General features: G+C 40.9%; 14 protein-coding genes and 1 pseudogene. 9 read left to right on the top strand and 6 right to left on the bottom strand.

Features of this window, described 5'->3' with window-relative positions:
* The first annotated feature begins 86 nt into the window (after nucleotides 1–86).
* Together AC6JAD_RS03525 and AC6JAD_RS03520 are read left to right on the top strand one after the other, a co-directional pair.
* Nucleotides 87–1,319 carry a BaiN/RdsA family NAD(P)/FAD-dependent oxidoreductase gene (locus AC6JAD_RS03525; RefSeq protein WP_461302528.1) on the top strand — a complete coding sequence of 411 codons (1,233 nt, stop codon included), beginning with the start codon at nucleotides 87–89 and terminating at the stop codon, nucleotides 1,317–1,319.
* Nucleotides 1,316–1,849: a DUF1697 domain-containing protein gene (locus AC6JAD_RS03520; protein ID WP_461302529.1), complete on the top strand. Its 534-nt coding sequence runs from the start codon at nucleotides 1,316–1,318 to the stop codon at nucleotides 1,847–1,849. The genes AC6JAD_RS03525 and AC6JAD_RS03520 overlap by 4 nt, the downstream gene beginning before the upstream one ends.
* Nucleotides 1,850–1,851: 2 nt before the next feature.
* Here AC6JAD_RS03520 and AC6JAD_RS03515 read toward each other — a convergent pair whose 3' ends face one another.
* The 4 genes from AC6JAD_RS03515 to AC6JAD_RS03500 form a co-directional block, all read right to left on the bottom strand.
* Nucleotides 1,852–3,723 (bottom strand): S8 family peptidase, encoded by a 1,872-nt coding sequence (locus AC6JAD_RS03515; RefSeq protein ID WP_461302530.1) that lies wholly within the window; start codon nucleotides 3,721–3,723, stop codon nucleotides 1,852–1,854.
* 62 nt (nucleotides 3,724–3,785) lie between these two features.
* A complete protein-coding gene (locus AC6JAD_RS03510; protein WP_461302531.1) occupies nucleotides 3,786–6,659 on the bottom strand; it encodes a CHAT domain-containing protein in 2,874 nt (957 codons plus the stop codon).
* 3 nt (nucleotides 6,660–6,662) lie between these two features.
* Nucleotides 6,663–7,406 (bottom strand): tetratricopeptide repeat protein, encoded by a 744-nt coding sequence (locus AC6JAD_RS03505; protein ID WP_461302532.1) that lies wholly within the window; start codon nucleotides 7,404–7,406, stop codon nucleotides 6,663–6,665.
* Nucleotides 7,407–7,410: 4 nt separating this feature from the next.
* Nucleotides 7,411–7,989, bottom strand: coding sequence for an RNA polymerase sigma factor (locus AC6JAD_RS03500; RefSeq protein ID WP_461302533.1), 579 nt, complete (start codon nucleotides 7,987–7,989; stop codon nucleotides 7,411–7,413).
* Between the two features lie 181 nt (nucleotides 7,990–8,170).
* On the opposite strand from AC6JAD_RS03500, the gene AC6JAD_RS03495 reads away from it, so the two are divergent.
* The 7 genes and pseudogenes from AC6JAD_RS03495 (at nucleotide 8,171) to AC6JAD_RS03465 (ending at nucleotide 15,547) form a co-directional block, all read left to right on the top strand.
* Nucleotides 8,171–9,259: a diphosphomevalonate decarboxylase gene (locus AC6JAD_RS03495; protein ID WP_461302534.1), complete on the top strand. Its 1,089-nt coding sequence runs from the start codon at nucleotides 8,171–8,173 to the stop codon at nucleotides 9,257–9,259.
* A gap of 121 nt (nucleotides 9,260–9,380) precedes the next feature.
* A pseudogene (locus AC6JAD_RS03490) lies at nucleotides 9,381–10,320 on the top strand (mevalonate kinase family protein).
* Between the two features lie 50 nt (nucleotides 10,321–10,370).
* On the top strand, nucleotides 10,371–11,819 hold the full coding sequence (locus tag AC6JAD_RS03485; protein ID WP_461302536.1) for an MBOAT family O-acyltransferase: 1,449 nt from the start codon (nucleotides 10,371–10,373) through the stop codon (nucleotides 11,817–11,819).
* Entirely contained in the window at nucleotides 11,820–12,734 is a 915-nt protein-coding gene (locus tag AC6JAD_RS03480) for an SGNH/GDSL hydrolase family protein (RefSeq protein WP_461302537.1), read from the top strand.
* Nucleotides 12,721–13,635 (top strand): geranylgeranylglycerol-phosphate geranylgeranyltransferase, encoded by a 915-nt coding sequence (locus tag AC6JAD_RS03475; protein WP_461302538.1) that lies wholly within the window; start codon nucleotides 12,721–12,723, stop codon nucleotides 13,633–13,635. Before AC6JAD_RS03480 ends, AC6JAD_RS03475 begins: the two co-directional genes overlap by 14 nt.
* Before the next feature lie 61 nt (nucleotides 13,636–13,696).
* The gene (locus tag AC6JAD_RS03470; protein WP_461302848.1) at nucleotides 13,697–14,653 is read left to right on the top strand and encodes a carbon-nitrogen hydrolase family protein; all 957 of its coding nucleotides are present in this window, start codon (nucleotides 13,697–13,699) and stop codon (nucleotides 14,651–14,653) included.
* Nucleotides 14,654–14,713: 60 nt separating this feature from the next.
* A complete protein-coding gene (locus tag AC6JAD_RS03465; RefSeq protein WP_461302539.1) occupies nucleotides 14,714–15,547 on the top strand; it encodes a pseudouridine synthase in 834 nt (277 codons plus the stop codon).
* Here AC6JAD_RS03465 and AC6JAD_RS03460 read toward each other — a convergent pair.
* Complete coding sequence (locus tag AC6JAD_RS03460) at nucleotides 15,524–16,975, bottom strand: MptA/MptB family glycosyltransferase (protein WP_461302540.1); 1,452 nt, start codon at nucleotides 16,973–16,975, stop codon at nucleotides 15,524–15,526. The two genes, AC6JAD_RS03465 and AC6JAD_RS03460, sit on opposite strands and share 24 nt — an antisense overlap.
* Nucleotides 16,963–18,078 (bottom strand): TolB family protein, encoded by a 1,116-nt coding sequence (locus tag AC6JAD_RS03455; protein ID WP_461302541.1) that lies wholly within the window; start codon nucleotides 18,076–18,078, stop codon nucleotides 16,963–16,965. The genes AC6JAD_RS03460 and AC6JAD_RS03455 overlap by 13 nt, the downstream gene beginning before the upstream one ends.
* Nucleotides 18,079–18,152 lie beyond the last annotated feature (74 nt).

Below are 18,152 nucleotides of genomic sequence, written 5' to 3'. Positions count from 1 at the left end.
AATCTGGTTTTGTTGTTAGTAGATAGAAATGTACAAAATATTTCCCTGTAGGTACTTTCCCCTAAAAATATGGCTACTTTTGATGCGTGAGCACAGATTTTGATATCATTATTATAGGAGGCGGGGCTGCCGGTTTTTTTACGGCGATAAATGCAGCCGAAAATAACCCGAACCTTAGCATTGCCATTTTGGAGCGTGGTAAGGAAGTACTCACCAAGGTGAAGGTATCCGGTGGTGGCAGGTGCAATGTAACGCACGCCGAATTCGTGCCCTTGGATTTGTCCATGAACTATCCCCGAGGGGAAAAAGAACTCCTGGGGCCCTTTCATACATTCATGACAGGCGACACCATCGCTTGGTTCGAAGAAAGGGGTATCGAGTTAAAAATTGAAGAAGATGGCAGGATGTTTCCTATCAGTGATAGTTCACAGACCATTATAGATTGCTTTGTTTCCGAAGCCAAAAAAGCGGGTGTTACCCTGCTTAAAAACCATTCGGTAAAGGAAATACTAACTTCTCAAGATCGGTGGCGGGTAGTTACTGTATCTGATACGTTTTCAGCAGAAAAACTAGTGGTTGCCACAGGGAGTAACCCCAAAATTTGGAACATGTTACAAGGACTCGGTCATCGAATAATTGATCCCGTGCCGTCCCTTTTCACATTCAATATAACCGATGAACGAATTTCCGATTTACAGGGGTTGAGCACGGAAGTGCAGGTTAAAGTCCTTTCGGAAGCCGGAAAAGTCCTTTTAGAAAGTGCAGGTCCCTTGCTAATTACCCATTGGGGAATGAGTGGTCCGGCCATTTTAAAATTGTCTGCTTGGGGTGCACGAATGCTAGAACCGTTGAACTATCAATTTTCCATTCAAGTGAATTGGTTGGGCGACGCCACCGACATAGAGGTAATGCAAGCCTTGATGGAGTTGAAAAACCTACATCCCAAACAAACCTTACACAAGTATGCTCAATTTGAATTACCCAAACGCCTTTGGCAACGTTTTGTAAAGGCCTCGGGAATTGAAGTTTCAGAAATTTGGGCAGATGTGCCTAAAAAGAAGCTACAGCGATTAACTTCCGAACTTACCCAAGGGATTTACAGGGTTCATGGGAAAAGTACATTTAAGGAAGAGTTTGTAACCGCTGGTGGTGTTGATTTAAAAGAGGTTAATTTCAAAACTTTTGAAAGCAAATTGCTTCCCAATCTGTATTTTGCAGGGGAAGTACTAAACATAGATGCCATTACCGGAGGCTTTAACTTTCAAAATGCATGGACGGGTGGATACATCGTGGCCCAGGCCATTACCAACAGCCTATGAGAACAGTCATCGTATTTCTAAGGGGAATTAATGTAGGCGGTCACAAAAAGATAAAAATGGCCGACCTCAGGGATATGCTCACCTCCTTGGGTTTTGAAACCGTACAAACCTACATTCAGAGCGGGAATGTGGTCTTGCAAACTTCGGAAGCCAACCCTGAAACCATTATTGAAAATGGCATATTGGATACCTTCGGTTGGGAAGTGCCTGTGTTTGTTAAGACACCTTTGGAAATTGAAGCCGTATTGGCACAATGTCCTTTTTCTGAAGAAAAGAAGGAGAAAAGTTATTTCAGTCTATTGCATGCCGTTCCCACTTCTGAGAATATAGAACTGGCCTCTCAAATTTCCTATCCCAATGAAGAATTCCATATCACCGATCAATGCATCTATTTCTATTGTGCTACGGGCTTTGGCAAGGCCAAACTGAGTAACAACTGGTTCGAGAAAAAATTGGGAGTGTCGGCAACCGCTAGGAATTACCGGACACTCACCAAAATGCTGGAGCTTGCAAGAGCATTAAGTACCTAAAACTAATCTTTCAAAACTTTTAATGTCTTCTTACCATTGGGTGTGCTTACGGTTACGAAGTACATCCCCACGGGAACATTAAAGTCTAACTCCAGTCTTTTTGTTTGCTGTCTTTTTTCGGTCCAGATTATTTGCCCTGCCACATTGCTGACCACTACCGTAATTTCTTCCGAGATTACTTGGGTAGCAATGGTAAGTTTGCCTTGTGTAGGATTAGGATAGGCACTAATGGTATTGTGGGTTTCGAATTCTGAAGTCCCAAGTGTATCAAAGGTGTCTTCGATCACCTGTAGGGCATCCAATTTACCATATCCCCAATCATCGTTGGGAACGGTTCCGGTATCTGAATCCTGTCGGCTGGATTGTTGCAGTAAGGTTTTTATTTCCGAAGGGGTCAACGCCGGATTTACTTCTAGCATCAGGGCAATTACCCCGGTGGAAAGGGGGGCGGCGGCACTCACGGCATTCTGAATTCCGTAAAGGCCATTGCTATTCTGAAGTACATTGAAAGAGAAGTTTTCGTAATAGGTGTTGTCCGCATAAGCGGCATGACATACTTCTCCTGTAGCGGCAAAGTCGACTCCTAAACGGCCATCATGGGTTGGGCTACTGCTCGAACCTATCCAAAGTTCACCTGGATCCCCTTGTCCGGAAATTCCACGGGCAATTCCATCAATATCCGTCCATGTGCTTTGCACCACATAATCTGTCGGAGTAATGCCCAACTCAGAGCTTGCATAGTCGTTAATACTGTACCCTGGTACCACAAAACTAAGGAAGCGATTAGTGTTGGAGTAGGTAGATGGATTTAGGGTTGCGTGAAAACCTCCATCGGAAACTTGCGTGCCTTCTAGAATAACTTTGTATGTGCCTGTATTTCCAGAGAAGTCAATAAGCAATTCCCTTCTGTTGGAGGTAGCACCAAAAAACTCAGTATTTGCCCCACGATGAAACATGGCAATGTCACCTAGGTTTTGGTCTACTGCGCCATTGGGACCCGCTGGAGCTGCAAACGGACCTTCTACGACACCATTGGGTCGCTCGATGCTCACTGTAAACCGGTCGTCCTCACTATACCAGAGATCGAAACGTACATTTCCAGCTTCTCCTTTTTGTATTTCTACTTCGACCGTTTGTCCCTGGTTTATTGTCGTCGCTGCATGATTGTCATTTCCGCCATCGTCGCCTACACCAAGAACAAAGGTGTTTCCATTCATGACAAAATCATCAATAGCTTGACAAATAGTACTGGTTCCATCGGTAGGCCCGCCAATGGAGCCAATATTCATTAAGGTGACTGAAGGTAGTCCTAACTCAGCAATTTTATCGGAAGCGAACTGAAGTGCTACTGGAATGTAGGCTGGATTAAAGAAACCATCCTGACCGGGCTCTCCATTAAATGGTGGAAACGGATCGTGGGTGAGTTTAATGCTTATAAGGGTTGCTTCTGGAGCTACTCCCTGAAATTCCCCGGATGCAGTTCCCGAGCCGTTTCCGGCAGCTATTCCAGAAGTCGCGGTACCATGACCGTAGCGATCGGTAGAAAGTGGGGGGTCGTTATTGTCAATTGCTTGGTCAATTTGAGCTTGCGTAAATATGGTCCCAATACCATATGGGTTGTCGGGATCACCGGCACCTGTGGGATCCAGCATATCATATACATAGGCAAGGCGGGTATTTCCGTTTTCATCCAAAAAATCGGGATGGCGGTAATCAATTCCTCTGTCTATGATGACAACTACGACATTTTCACCAGTAAGATTGTACTGGGAGTAAACGGCATCTAAATTTGCTTCTTGCCTTGGTGGTATTCCTTGCGCCCAAGACGAAACAATGAAGGCCGTGATTGCGATAAAAAGTAAAGATTTTTTCATGACTAATAGGTACTTAAATGAGTATTCGCTTTAGAATACATCGTACCTATTCTAATTTGTCATCATAATTGCCGTTTTCGTTGCTTCAACAACAACCAAAGAAGGAGTATGCCTGCGACTAAGATTAGTGCCCACCCCCAAATCGGAAAACCAGAAGACAATTCTATCGATTGAGGATCTCCCATAAGAACTAGACCAGACCAATAAAAAGGAGCCTGTGTACGGCCTTGAGCATTGGCAATATAGTCTAGTTTCGCCTTCCTTAGTGCCACATCTTTCTGTAGGCCTTTGGCTAAATAGGCATAAAAGGAATCTACTATTTCATTGCTGGATTGTTCGTCTATTTTCCACAAACTTGTTAGAATGCTCTTGCTGCCTGCATAATTAAAGGCGTGTGCCAAAGAGATCATCCCTTCCCCTGGTTGAAAGCTGGGCTTCCCAGTTTCACAAGCAGTAAGGGTGGTGAGTTCCGAGGCTAGATTATGATTGTAAATCTCGTAGGTATGCAGGTAATTGGTAGCTAAGGAATCTGTTAAATCCTTAGCGAAAATCAATCGCGATAATTCGGGATTCAAGTTGTTCGATTCTGCATGGGTTGCAATGTGAATGATTTTGTGGTTTCGGGCATTTTGGGTAAAGGCATTTTTGGTAGAGGCACTGTTTAGATAGGTAACACCATCGAATTGAGAAGCGTATTTCTCTACAGTTTGTATGCTAAAGGGTTGCGGTAGTAGTGATACATAGGCTTTGTCTAAGTCAACGGAATCCAATAGGGTCCTTCTATAGTTATCTTTCATTTCGGCAGTGAATTCTGGCGCAAAAGACACAAAGTTGTCCCTTAATTCAGATTCATAGGGTTCATTCTCAATAAGGAATAGACTATAATTATATGCTAGATTATGCTTGGCTAAAAGGCTGTTTTCTGCAAGTTCCGTATAAGACGATATCTTATTTGGGGTTAGAATGTCGAAACTTACATTAAAAAGGACTTGGTCTGGAATGACTACTACGTTTTCGGTCGTGACTAAATGGGCGATAGGTTTCCAAAGAATATTATATAGGTGAGAGATGGAGGCGGCGACTGTGTTAAAATCACTGCTCGGACTATTCACATACTTAATGTGGTTCTCAATATCGGCAGCGTTTTCCAATGGAACCAAAGACTTTTGCGATGCGTTAAGCACAAAGGCATATAATGTTTCCTCCATGAACATATAGCGAATCACGGTTATTTTCTCGTCCAATTTTTCCTGAATACCATTTATGGGCTTTTGTATAGTGGCGTAACGCATTTCATGGTACAAAGGATAGTTGTTTTTTAAGGAATCTAAGAATCTATTCCATGAAGTCTGCGCTTTAAAAAAGCCATCTATAGATTCTGAGTCATCCAATGAGGAAGAAAGTACTTCCTTTAGTTGTGATTCCCTTTCCAGCACAGATACGGGGACATTTGAGAAAGTGATATCCTTTAGGTTTAATCGTGACCTAATTCGAGTATAGATGGCAGATTCGTGCAGTGAAATTAGATCGTCGAGATAACTTTCTTCTTGGGTGAGATTATAAAGGTCCCAATTTAGTTGCTTGGTGAAGTTGATAAGATCGCTATTGTCATTCAATAAAGTGGCTAGGTCCTCTTCGGTACTTATTCCCGTTTTTTGTCGTTCCAAAATGGATAGGGCATTTTGGGTTTCCTTCAATAGGGATAACAAGGAATCTTCGTCGTTAGAAGAGTTTAAAGAGTATGTCGACTTGGTTTTAAGATATAGTACACTTGGTTTCCGAATTTCATTTCGGATAGAATCCAATTCCGATTGTGCGGTAATGCGATCACTGGAATAATAGTCCAAGGCTTCCTCACTAAATACTTTTGCTTCTTCATAATTACCAAGGGTAAAATGTACTTGCGCCATGTTCTGAATGTGATAGAAAGCAATTAACTCGTTCGTAAAATCAATGCCTTGGGTAAATTGGTAACCTTCCTGAGCAAGTGCCACCGCCTTTTCTCGATTGCCAATTTTTGCGTAAAAACGGGACATCTCAATTAGTGCGTCCAAAAACACCAAGGAGTAGGTGCCATTGGCTCCTTGCCTATAAATGGTCTCACATTCTTCGTACGTCTCCTGTGCTTTTTCATAATCACCCACATTTTCATAGGTAGAAGCTCGAACCATTAAACCATAGGTCTGGAGATAGGGTGTTTTTTCAATGTGTGCCAATGCCTGATCCAAATAAGTGCCTGCCGCTTCGTAATTTCTAGCGATGAGGTTAATATGGCCTAAAATAAGTCTTGATATAGTGATGTTAGAGTCGTCCTCCTCCAAAAAAGACAATTTTTGGCGATAAGAGTATTCGGCTAATGCCATACCGCGTTCATTTTCGCCGATCCCTCGATAGAATCCGCCAAGATTGTCTACACTGGCGTATTGTTTTTTTAATCCGTTCAGTTTTTCTTCTTCATCTTGTACTGCGTCCACATAAAATTGGAAGGAATGAACGGCAGCTTTCATGCTTTGTATGGATGCCTTCATTTTTCCGGTATTGAACTCATTTAGGCCAATTCGGTTTTTCAGGATACCTGCAAAGTAGAATTCGTTCATAGGGGTTCTTTCCGTGCGGTCCAAATAGGTCAGCGCTTTTCGGAAATAGAAAGAGGAACTATCTAATTCCAATAACCGCTGCTTGGATATTCCTATTTCATTGAAGGCTTCATAGTGTCGGAAAGAAGCATCGGAGTGGGTACTGTCTATAGTGCTTAAAAAGAGCTTGAATTGAGTAATGGCATTTCTGTGATTTCCTTGTTTCTGGGCTTCTTTTCCCAATTGAAATGGATCTTCGGAAGGTTTTGAAACTCTGTCCTGTGCCTTGAGGGTACAACAGATTCCACAAAGCCATACCATTAGTGTAAACAATCGTATGCTTTGTATTGGATGTTTCATAGGCTATTCATTGAGTTCTGCCAATACTTTTAATGCTTGTGTGGTACCACTACTAGAAAGTGCTTTCTTGGCATTTTCAACATCTCCCTGTTTTAAATAAGCCATTCCCAAATAGTAGTACGTTTCTGTTCCAAAAGGATTGTCCGGCTTTTGGGATAGTCCCTTCAGATAGTCAATAGCCTGTGCTTCACTTTCATGGGCCAATTGTGCAACGCCCAGGAAATAGGTTAACGTATCGCCTTTGGTGCCTTCTGGCAGCGCTTCCCATTTAGTAATAGCCGACGCGAAGTCCCCTTTTTTATAATCTACCATGGCATCGTAAAACGAGAAGTCATTGGTTGCGCCCATCGTAGTGGGCAGTCCAGGATCTGGTTGAAAATTCCTATTGAATAGTGCTTCTGTTGAATTGTTGTTGGGTGATCCAAAATAGAGCATGGCTAAAATTGCTGCAGAAGCTGCGATGCCTGCAATCAAATAACGTTTTCCTCGATTGGATTTTTCTGGTGTTTCTGAAACAAGAGTATTCTGTGCACCAAGCGTGTCATGAAAATCATTCATTTTTTCTTTGAATGCAGCAGTTTCAATACCGGACAGCAAGGTTTTTATATCGTCTACTTTTTGCTGAAGTTTTGGATCGTTGTGCAACGATCCTTCAAATTCAATTTTTTTGGCATCTGAAAGTGTCCCTTGAAGGTATCCCTCTATGGTTTCAAAAAGTTCTTGTGTTATGTCGTTTTCTGTGCTCAATAGGTTACGAATTCGATGATTGGACTAAGGCCCTTAGTTTCTGTATACAGCGATATTTTTTATTACGTGCGGATGCTTCCCCAATATCGAATAGGGATGCAATTTCCCGCAGGGATTTTTTCTCGAAATAAAAAACTTCCAATAATTTCTTGCATTCATTGCCCATTTTGTGGAAGGCGTTTATGGCTCCTTCCGTTTTTCGTACGTCCTCTTGCTCAATCTCCTGACCATTTAAGGAAGACTCTTCCTTTATTTGAAAACCTTCGGGAATCTTGGTGGTTTTTTTATAACGCGAGGATCGCAAGAAGTCTGTCCATTTGTTTTTAGAAATTTGAAACAAATAGCCTTGTAGTGCGGTTTCATTCTTGGGCGCAAATTTATCTTCTTTTATGTTTTGGTACATGGCCAAAAACGCCTCTTGATAGATGTCTTTTGCTTGGGGCATGGATCCGTTATTCCTTAACACATGCATTTCAACCTTTTTGTAATTATCCTGATAGAGCTTTCTAAGGGCCATTTCATCATTTGATTTGATGGCTTTTACCAGGGCAAATTGTTGATCTATATGTTTTACTTCCCCCATCTTTTATTGAAGATAGTGGAAAGTTACTAATTTTTTATGGTCGTTAATCGTTGCTTTCTGGTGTTACATCGAGGGAATTTTCATTTATCATCAACACAGATTCAAAATTCATTTTGTGCTGCCTCTGTTTTAATGAACGAACACCTCCGAATTGGTTATATTTGTGCTTGAAATTCGAATCATGACCGAAAAGGATTTTATTCCACCCTCATATACCAAGACACTGGCAAATGGAAGTGTATCCTACAAATCTCCTAGTAATATTGCCTTGGTTAAGTACTGGGGAAAATACGGGGAACAACTTCCCAAGAATGCGTCCATTAGCTTTACCCTGAGCGAGTGTCATACATTGACCACCTTGAATTTTCAAAAGAAAAGCGGAGATGGGTATGATTTTGAAGTATATCTGGACGGAAAAAGGGAGCTTGGTTTCGAACCCAAAATCCAGAAGTTTTTTGAACGTATTGAAAAGTATATTCCCTTTCTGCAGGAGTATTCATTTAGAATTGAAACTACCAACAGTTTTCCACATAGCAGTGGTATTGCCTCTTCGGCAAGTGGAATGAGCGCTTTGGCACTTTGTCTTATGACTATGGAAAGACAAATGCAAACGGCAAAGGATGAAAGGTATTTCATGAACAAGGCTTCTTTTCTATCCCGATTGGGATCTGGAAGTGCCAGTAGGAGCATAGAAGGGCCCTTGGTGGTTTGGGGTGCACATGAGAATGTTCCAGGAAGCTCTAACTTGTATGGTGTAAGCTACCCGCATAAAGTGCATGCTAACTTTTCGCATTTTCAAGATGCTATTCTCTTGGTTGATAAGGGTGAAAAACAAGTGAGTAGTACGGTGGGTCATAATTTAATGCATGACCATCCGTTTGCGGAGCAGCGCTTTCAGCAAGCCAATGACCAGTTAGCGGCACTGATACCGGTGCTAGAATCTGGGGATTTGAATAGCTTTATTGAAATTGTGGAATCTGAGGCTTTAGCGTTACATGCAATGATGATGACATCTTCTCCCAATTTTATTTTGATGAAGCCCAATACCTTGGAAATTATTGAACGCATTCGAGGTTTCAGGAAAAACAAAGGTGTTCCCGTTTGCTTTACCCTGGATGCTGGAGCCAATGTCCATGTATTGTTCCCGAAATCGGTGAAACAGCAGGTGATGGAACTCGTGCAAAGCGAATTGGCACCATTTTGCAAGAATGGCGAGTTTATTGCAGATAAAACAGGTTCTGGAGCCACTGAAGTAACTGTTAAAGAATGACATAGGGTGATATTGGATTCTTTTTAAGAAATGACGAACAATATTGTCTTATCTTTGTAACGAAAATGTGGTTTTAGAGCCAAATACATTATCTTTAGAGAATTAAACCTAAATAATTTAGATGCGCGGTCCCCTTTTCTATTCAAAAATATTACTCTTTGGAGAGTATGGTATTATCAAAGACTCCAAAGGACTTTCCATCCCTTATAACTTTTTTAAAGGAGCTCTCAAGATCGACGAGCATAGTACAAATGCTACGCATAACTCAAATGATGCTTTGAGGCGTTTTAACCGAATATTTAGAGGAGCTTCAAGAAAGAAAGCCGGACTTGGTTTCTTTCGATTCTGATAAATTGAAAAAGGATGTTGCCAATGGTTTGTATTTCGATTCCAGCATTCCGCAAGGATATGGTGTGGGTAGTAGCGGAGCACTAGTGGCAGCAATCTACGACCAGTATGCGTTCGATAAAATTACGGTATTAGAGAATTTAACCCGGGAAAAACTATTGAAATTGAAGGAGATTTTCGGGGAAATGGAATCATTTTTCCATGGTAAGTCATCCGGTTTGGACCCGTTAAACAGTTATTTGAGCCTCCCGATATTGATCAACTCCCAAGATCATATAGAACCAGCAGGAATTCCTTCTCAAACGGAAAGCGGCAAAGGAGCGGTATTTTTATTGGATAGTGGACAAACAGGTGAAACAGCGCCCATGGTTCAGATCTTTATGGAAAATATGAAGCTGGAAGGGTTTAGGAATATGTTGAAAGAGCAATTTGTGAAGCATACCGATGCCTGTGTTGAGGACTTCTTGAAAGGCGATGTAAAGTCGCTATTCGGAAATATAAAGCAACTCTCTAAAGTTGTGCTGGATAATTTTAAACCCATGATTCCCAAAGAATTCCATACCCTTTGGAAGAAAGGAATTGAAACCAATGCCTATTATTTGAAATTATGTGGCTCTGGAGGCGGAGGTTATATGTTGGGCTTTACCGAAGACTTCAACAAAGCGCAAAATGCCTTAAAAGGGCATAAACTGGAAGTGGTTTACAGTTTTTAGTTCCATCTTTTCATTTATAGTATCTTCGCACAAGAACCTGTGCCCTTACTATGTTATTTAATTCCATAGAATTTGCCCTTTTCTTACCGGTCGTTTTCTTTCTGTACTGGTTCGTGGTCAATAGATCGCTAAAGGCACAAAATGTTTTACTCTTAGGGGCAAGTTATTTCTTTTATGGGTGGTGGGATTGGCGATTTTTAGGTCTTATTGTTTTCAGTTCTTTTGTAGATTATTTTGTTGGAATACTACTAAGTAAGGAGGAATTACCTAAACGAAGGAAGCTTTGGCTTTGGCTCAGTATATCGGTGAATATAGGATTCTTGGGCTTTTTTAAATACTACAACTTTTTTGCCGAGAGTTTTTCGGAAGCATTTACCTTACTTGGCACATCTATAGAACCTTCTCGATTGTCCATTATTCTACCCGTGGGAATTAGTTTTTATACTTTCCAAACCCTTAGTTATTCCATAGATGTGTATCGTAGAAAGTTGGAGCCAACGAAAGATATCATTTCATTTTTTGCCTTTGTAAGCTTTTTTCCGCAATTGGTTGCAGGCCCAATTGAAAGGGCAACCAATCTTTTGCCTCAGTTTTATACTAAAAGAAAATTCGATTATGACAAGGCAACCGACGGCTTAAGGCAAATCTTGTGGGGGCTCATAAAGAAGGTAGTGATTGCCGATAATTGTGCTCCTTTGGTGAACCAGATATTCGAAAATGCCGACGGTACCTCTGGAAGTAATTTGCTTTTGGGGGCCATACTGTTTTCATTTCAAATTTATGGGGATTTTTCTGGGTATTCGGATATCGCAATTGGTACCTCGAGATTGTTTGGTTTCGATCTCATGAAGAATTTCTCATACCCTTATTTTTCTAGGGATATTGCCGAGTTTTGGAGAAGGTGGCATATCTCTTTATCCACGTGGTTTCGGGATTATGTGTATATCCCTTTAGGTGGCAGTAAAGGAAGTCAATGGGTGCGTATACGAAATGTATTTGTCATTTTTTTAGTGAGCGGTTTCTGGCATGGGGCGAATTGGACCTTTTTGGTGTGGGGATTTTTAAATGCATTGTATTTCCTGCCTATTTTCATCCGGGGCAAGAACAGGGTCAATCTAGACGTAGTGGCAAAAGGGAAGTGGTTTCCCGATGCAAGGGAAATAGCTCAGATGCTAATGACTTTTGGATTAACGCTACTTGCTTGGATATTTTTTAGGGCGGCTACTGTTACAGATGCGTTTATTTACATAAAAGGGATGATTAGTAGATCACTCTTCTCAGTTCCCAATATTACGCATAATAAGCACTTGTTCTGGATAGGGTTAATGCTTATTCTTTTCCTGTGTTTCGAATGGATAGGAAGGGATAGGAATTATGCTATTGAGGGAATGTTACGAAAATGGCCGAGGCCTATTAGGTATGGATTTTACCTTTGTTTGGCCATGATTATAGTGCTTTATGGTGCTAAAAATCAAGAATTTATATACTTTCAGTTTTAGATGAAACGGTTTTTGCTACATAGCGTTGTTTTTTTGAGTTTGTTGGCCATACCCGTGTTTTGGTTGTTCTCCCAAGCAGATGGGCATACAGATCCATTTTATCTCAGGTTTACCTCTGCCGAACAGCAGTCATTGATTTTGGGAACTTCCCGGGCGGCTCAGGGCATTAGGCCAGATGTGTTAAACCGGCAATTCCCTGAAGCAAATTTTTATAATTACTCTTTTACCATAGCCCATAGCCCATATGGGCCCACCTATTTCGAAAGCATACAGAAGAAATTGGATCCCGATACCAGAAATGGGGTTTTTATACTTTCGGTAGATCCGTGGAGTATTTCTTCCAAAGCTCAGGACCCCAATAATGAGGAAGATTTTTTTGAGAATGAAAGGGCTTTGGCGAACACACCTTGGGTTTCCCAAAAGCCAAATATTCCTTATTTGCTTCAGAACTTCGATGGTTCTTACTATGAATTGCTGGAAGAAAAAACCGAAATGTTTTTACATGACGATGGTTGGTTAGAAGTAACAGTCAAAATGCTTCCCAGGATAGTTCGCAGTCGGGTAAGAAGAAAGGTGAAATCCTATAACAAACACGCAGAGGATTATCAATTTTCCCAAGTTCGATTGGATTATTTGAATAAGATCATTTCCTATTTACAGGAAAGGGGGGAAGTGTATTTGGTGCGTTTGCCCGTGAGCAGGGAAGTTATGGATATAGAAGAACGTTTTATGGACGATTTTAATAGGAAAATGAAGAAATTGGCACAACAAGGCGAAATCCCATATTTAGATTTAACTTCGGAGAATCATATACATCACTATACCGATGGTAATCATTTGTATAAGGAGTCAGCAACAGAAGTAAGTGAACAAATTGGATATTGGATACAAGGATTGAAAGATGTTAAACCGTAGACAGCGACATTTTCTGCTTAAGTTTTTTAGCCTTTTCTCTGTAGTAAGGGGCTACAATATCCTTATTATAATTATTGCCCAATACCTCACATCCATTTACATTTTAGCTCCGAACCTACCTGTTCGGGATGTGGTTTTCGATTTGAGTCTGTTGATGTTGGTTTTGGCCTCTGCGGCGGCCATTGCTGGAGGATATATCATCAATAGTTTTTACGATAGTGAAAAGGACTTGATAAATCGTCCCCATAAAACACGATTGGATCGCTTGGTTAGCCAGAACACGAAACTTTCGGGGTATTTTGTACTCAACTTTCTATCCGTCATTTTTGCCAGTTATGTATCCTTTAGGGCTGTAATTTTCTTCTCATTGTACATATTTGCAATCTGGTTTTATTCACACAAGCTAAAGAAGTATCTTTTTATAGGGAACCTTACGTCTGCAGTACTTTCGGTAATCCCCTTCTTTGCCGTATTTATTTACTACAAGAATTTTGACTTGGTCATTTTTGTGCATGCTACATTTTTATTCTTGCTTATCTCTATGCGGGAAATTGTAAAGGACCTTGAAAATTTAAAAGGGGATCTTGCACAGGGATATAAGACATTACCTATAGTACATGGTATTAGAATGGCCAAAATAATGCTTACCCTTCTTGCTATACTTACCTTAGTACCTACATTGCTGCTTATCTTTAAATTCTACTTAGGCTATATGCATTTCTATTTTTATGGAAGCATTTTAGCACTTATCGTATTTGTTGGATTTCTTTGGAGGGCCTCCAAAAAGCTGCACTATCTAATTCTTCATAGTATTCTCAAGTTTATTATTGTTATTGGTGTTTTCAGTATTGTACTCTTAGATGTAGATCTTTTGCTGAATCGATTCATGATGTATCTTTAATCTGAAGCTGTTTGCTGAAAGGTTTTCGATGTGACCCGACAGATTGTTATATCTTTAGATGATGAAAAAGACAAACGAACTGAACGTAGCACTGGCTCAAATTGCGCCAGTATGGTTGGACAAAGTAGCTACGCTCCAAAAAATTGAAGATCAAATTCATGAGGCAGGTAAAAATGGCTCAGATTTAATTGTTTTTGGTGAAGGATTGCTTCCGGGATATCCTTTTTGGCTAGCCCTAACGGGTGGTGCCGAATGGAATACTGAAGTGAACAAGCAATTGCACGCCCATTATGTTTCCAATGCTGTGACCATAGAACACGGAGATCTGGATTCTGTCTGTGGCTTGGCCAAAAAATATGGCTTGGCTATTTATCTCGGAATTATTGAACGTCCTTTAGATCGTGGGGGAAAAAGTGTTTATGCCTCATTGGTTTATATTGATAGGGAAGGAAATATTCAATCCGTACATAGAAAACTGCAGCCCACTTATGACGAGCGACTTACGTGGTCACCCGGTGATGGTAATGGATTAAGAGTGCATCCGTTAGGTAAGTTTACCGTAGGTGGATTGAATTGTTGGGAAAACTGGATGCCGCTGCCAAGAGCTTCGCTCTACGCGCAGGGCGAAGACCTGCACGTGGCCGTATGGCCAGGCAGCGACCACAATACCAAAGACATTACCCGTTTTATAGCGAGGGAGAGCCGAAGTTTTGTGCTTTCAGTTTCATCGTTAATGAAGCTAGAAGATTTTCCTCCCAGCACCCCTCATTTGGAGAAAATATTTGAAAAGGCACCAAAAGTACTTGCAAATGGGGGAAGCTGTATAGCGGGCCCAGATGGAGAGTGGATAGTGGGACCTGTGTTGCATGAGGAAGGGAACATTTACCATACCCTTAATTTTGAATGTGTTCTCGAAGAGCGCCAAAATTTCGATCCGGTAGGTCATTATTCGCGCCCAGATGTCACCCAGTTGGTGGTAAATAGAGCGCGCCAGTCCACGTTGAAATTCGACGAATAAACTTTGCTTTCAGTGCATTAAAGCTTATTGCTTCTTGTATCTTTGCAAAAATTTTAAAAAATGGGTAGACAAGATAGTGGTAGAAAAGAAAATGCATCAGGCAGAGGGAATAATCAGAAGAGAAAACCTGCCCGACCTAGTTCTCAATCCCGAAATCAGAAACCTTCCGGAGGACAAAAGAAAGCCAAAAGCCTTCCAGGAATCCGACTCAATAAATATATTGCTAATAGTGGAATTTGCTCACGCCGAGAGGCCGATATGTATATTGCTACTGGGCAAGTAACAGTTAATGGCAAGGTAATTAATGAGATGGGACATCGTGTTCAGTTAACCGATGAGGTGAAGTTCGATGGCCGCCGTATATCGCCAGAACCACCTACCTATGTGCTTTTAAACAAACCAAAAGGAGTAGCCACAACTACCAGTGAGACAAAAGGGCTTACAGTAATGGATATTATCGCCGGTGCAACTACTTCAAAGGTGAAACCTTTCGGCCGATTGGGAAGAAACGCAACAGGATTGTTGCTTTTTACCAATGACGATGCCTTCAGGCAAAAATTCAGCAAAAAGGGAATTGATCGGTTGTTTCATATTGAATTGGATAAAAACCTAAAAGCAGAACATCTTAAGCAAATTTCGGAAGGATTGAAGATCGATGGCAAGGAAGTTCATGTAGAAGAAGTGAGTTATGTACAGAATGCTCCTAAAAAGGAAATAGGGCTCAAGATAAAACATACGGGAAATAGCATCATACGTGCTATTTTCGAACATTTGGGTTATGATGTGGTGAAAGTGGATTGTGTGGCACTAGGCCCGCTTACTAAAAAAGACCTTCCAAGGGGACGCTATCGTTTTCTCTCCAATGAAGAATTAACGATTTTCAATAGGTTGTAAGCCTATTTTAGTTGTATTCCGAAGAAAGAGCTCCCAAATAAGAAAACCAGCAACTACTGTGTATTCCAAACCTACCAACCAAAGGTTTTCAGAAAAACCCTCTGCGCCGTAGGCCGAATAGCTTAGCAGAACCACGACACTCCAAACGATTGCAAATCTATACTTGGTGAATACAGACAGCACTAAGGGCGTTGCAATATACCAAGGGTGCACTGTGGTAGAAAGCAGGAAATAAAACGAAATTCCAAAAAGCAATGCGGTGATGAGGGACTTTGTTTTCGAATTCCTTCGGAAGAAGGACACAATGAGTAAAAACAAGATAATCACCAACGGAAGTATTTTACCCACACTCTCTATAATATTCCACCCAATTACCTTATAACCTATCCAACGGATAATGTAATAAATACTGGCGTTGAACTCGAACTTTTGGAACCAAAGACCAATGGTCGCCGCAAAATTTTCTAGAAAAGTCGTTGAAAGAAAAGGCAAAAAAGTTAATAACACCGAAAAAAGTGCAGTCGTATAAAAGAGCACCAATCTTGTTATTCGGGTTTTGTTGAAAATACCTTCTTTCTGAAAAGAATATCTAAAGAACAGTGGAAGGAAAAGCAAGGACAATAGCTTTACCGAAACGGAAATTCCCAAGAGTAAAGCAGCCCAAAACCATTTTCCCTTGTGGAGCAAGTACAGACTCCAAACTACAAAAAAGAGCATAACACCTTCAAAGTGAAGGTTGCCTGTTAATTCGATAATGATAAAGGGGTTCAGGAAGTACCAGAAGATTTGTTTTTCGGGGAGCTTTAGTGCTCGTAATAACTTCCTTCCAAAATATAGAATTCCAATATCCGCAAGAATAATCAGTATTCGAAGTACGATGGCCGAACCGATAATGCTTTTTCCCGAAAACAATGCAGCAAGGGCAAAACACAGCTGATTTATTGGAGGGTAATTACTGTAATGACTAGCATTTAATGCCCCCATACCTTTTACCAGTTCAGAATCCTGAGCAATAGTAATGGCATTCCATTTTTCCAGTTCCCAATGACCTAAAATAAACTTTGTGGGTAGATTTTCTATAAATTGCTCAGGGGTGAATAAATAAGGGTTAATTCCTTGAATTACCAATCTGCCATCCCAAAGAAAGCGGTAAAAATCTTGTGAAAGGTTTGGAATCGCAGGCAGGAATACCAATCGGAATAGGACTCCGAATCCAGCCAATAGCCAGAAATTCCAACCATACATTTTTATGAGTTGATAGGTGATTACGATTAGTCCGGTAAACATCGTAATTAAACGGGGGAAGTCGCTTCGCTCTAAGTCGTAGGCAAAAAAACCATAAAGAATTGAGACAACCACAGCAAGTAGAATAGCAAATCTATACTCGCGAAGGCTATGAACAATTCGGTTGGACATTAGTCTTGCCATTCGGCTATGAACAGGTTGGTATCCCTAGTTCCGCCATTGTTTCTATTAGAAGAAAACGCCAGATATTTCCCGTCGTTTGAGAAGACCGGAAATGCGTCAAAAGTCTCACCATGGGTAACCCTTTCCAAATTCTTTCCGTCTATATCGATCAAATAAAGGTTGAAAGGAAATCCTCTTTCTGCTTCAAAATTACTACTGAATAGTATTTTGTTACCACTTGGGTGAAAGAAAGGGCTCCAATTGGCATTCCCCAAATTGGTGAGCTGTCGCAACTCGCTTCCATCAGCATTGCAAATGTACAGTTCCATTTCGGTTGGTTGTACCAATCCTTGTGCCAAAAGATCTTTATATTCCTTAATTTCCTCTTCTGTTTTTGGCCTGGAGGAACGGAAAATTAATTTAGTGCCATCTGGCGAGAAAAAAGCACCACCATCGTAGCCAAGCTCGTCGGTAATTTGTTGTACATCACTACCGTCAATATTCATGGTATACAATTCTAGGTCCCCGCTTCGCATAGAGGTGAATACAATTTTGTCACCCTTTGGGGATACAGTGGCTTCAGCATCATAGCCCGGTTCATCCGTAAGTTGTGCGGTAATATTTCCTTCAAGATCAGATACGAATATGTCGAACGAATCATATACAGGCCACACATATTTGCCATTCTTCCGCAAAGGAACTTCTGGACAATTTTCATCTTTTAGGTGGGTGCTTCCGTACACAAAATGTTCGTTGTCTGGCAAGAAATAGGCACAAGTTGTGCGTCCTTTCCCTGTTGAAATCATAGGTGGCTGAGTGCCATTAAAGGTTTCATTAGCATTCATTAGGAACATTTGGTCACAACCAACACCCCATTCTGTATAGTTGGACTGAAACACCAACTGCTTATCATCAAAACTCCAGTAAGCTTCAGCATTATCCCCTCCAAAGGTTACCTGCCTAATGGATTTAAAGTGTTTTTCCTCCGGATAGATCAAGGAGTCTTTAACTGTCTCTACTTGGGTTTCGGAAGTTACTTCCTTGGAGTCTGTACTTTCTGTTTCAGAAGTATTTTTGCAAGAAATAAACAATGCAATGAATAGCAAAAGGGCTATAAGTCTCATAATAAGCGTAATTTTGTACAAAAATACAGATATGCGTTTAATTGTCCCCCTCTTATTTACTCTTATTCTTTTTT

The organism is Aureisphaera sp. (assembly GCF_059726885.1).
The sequence above is the reverse complement of the archived record's forward strand: the minus strand, read 5'-3'. Positions and strand labels throughout refer to the sequence as shown.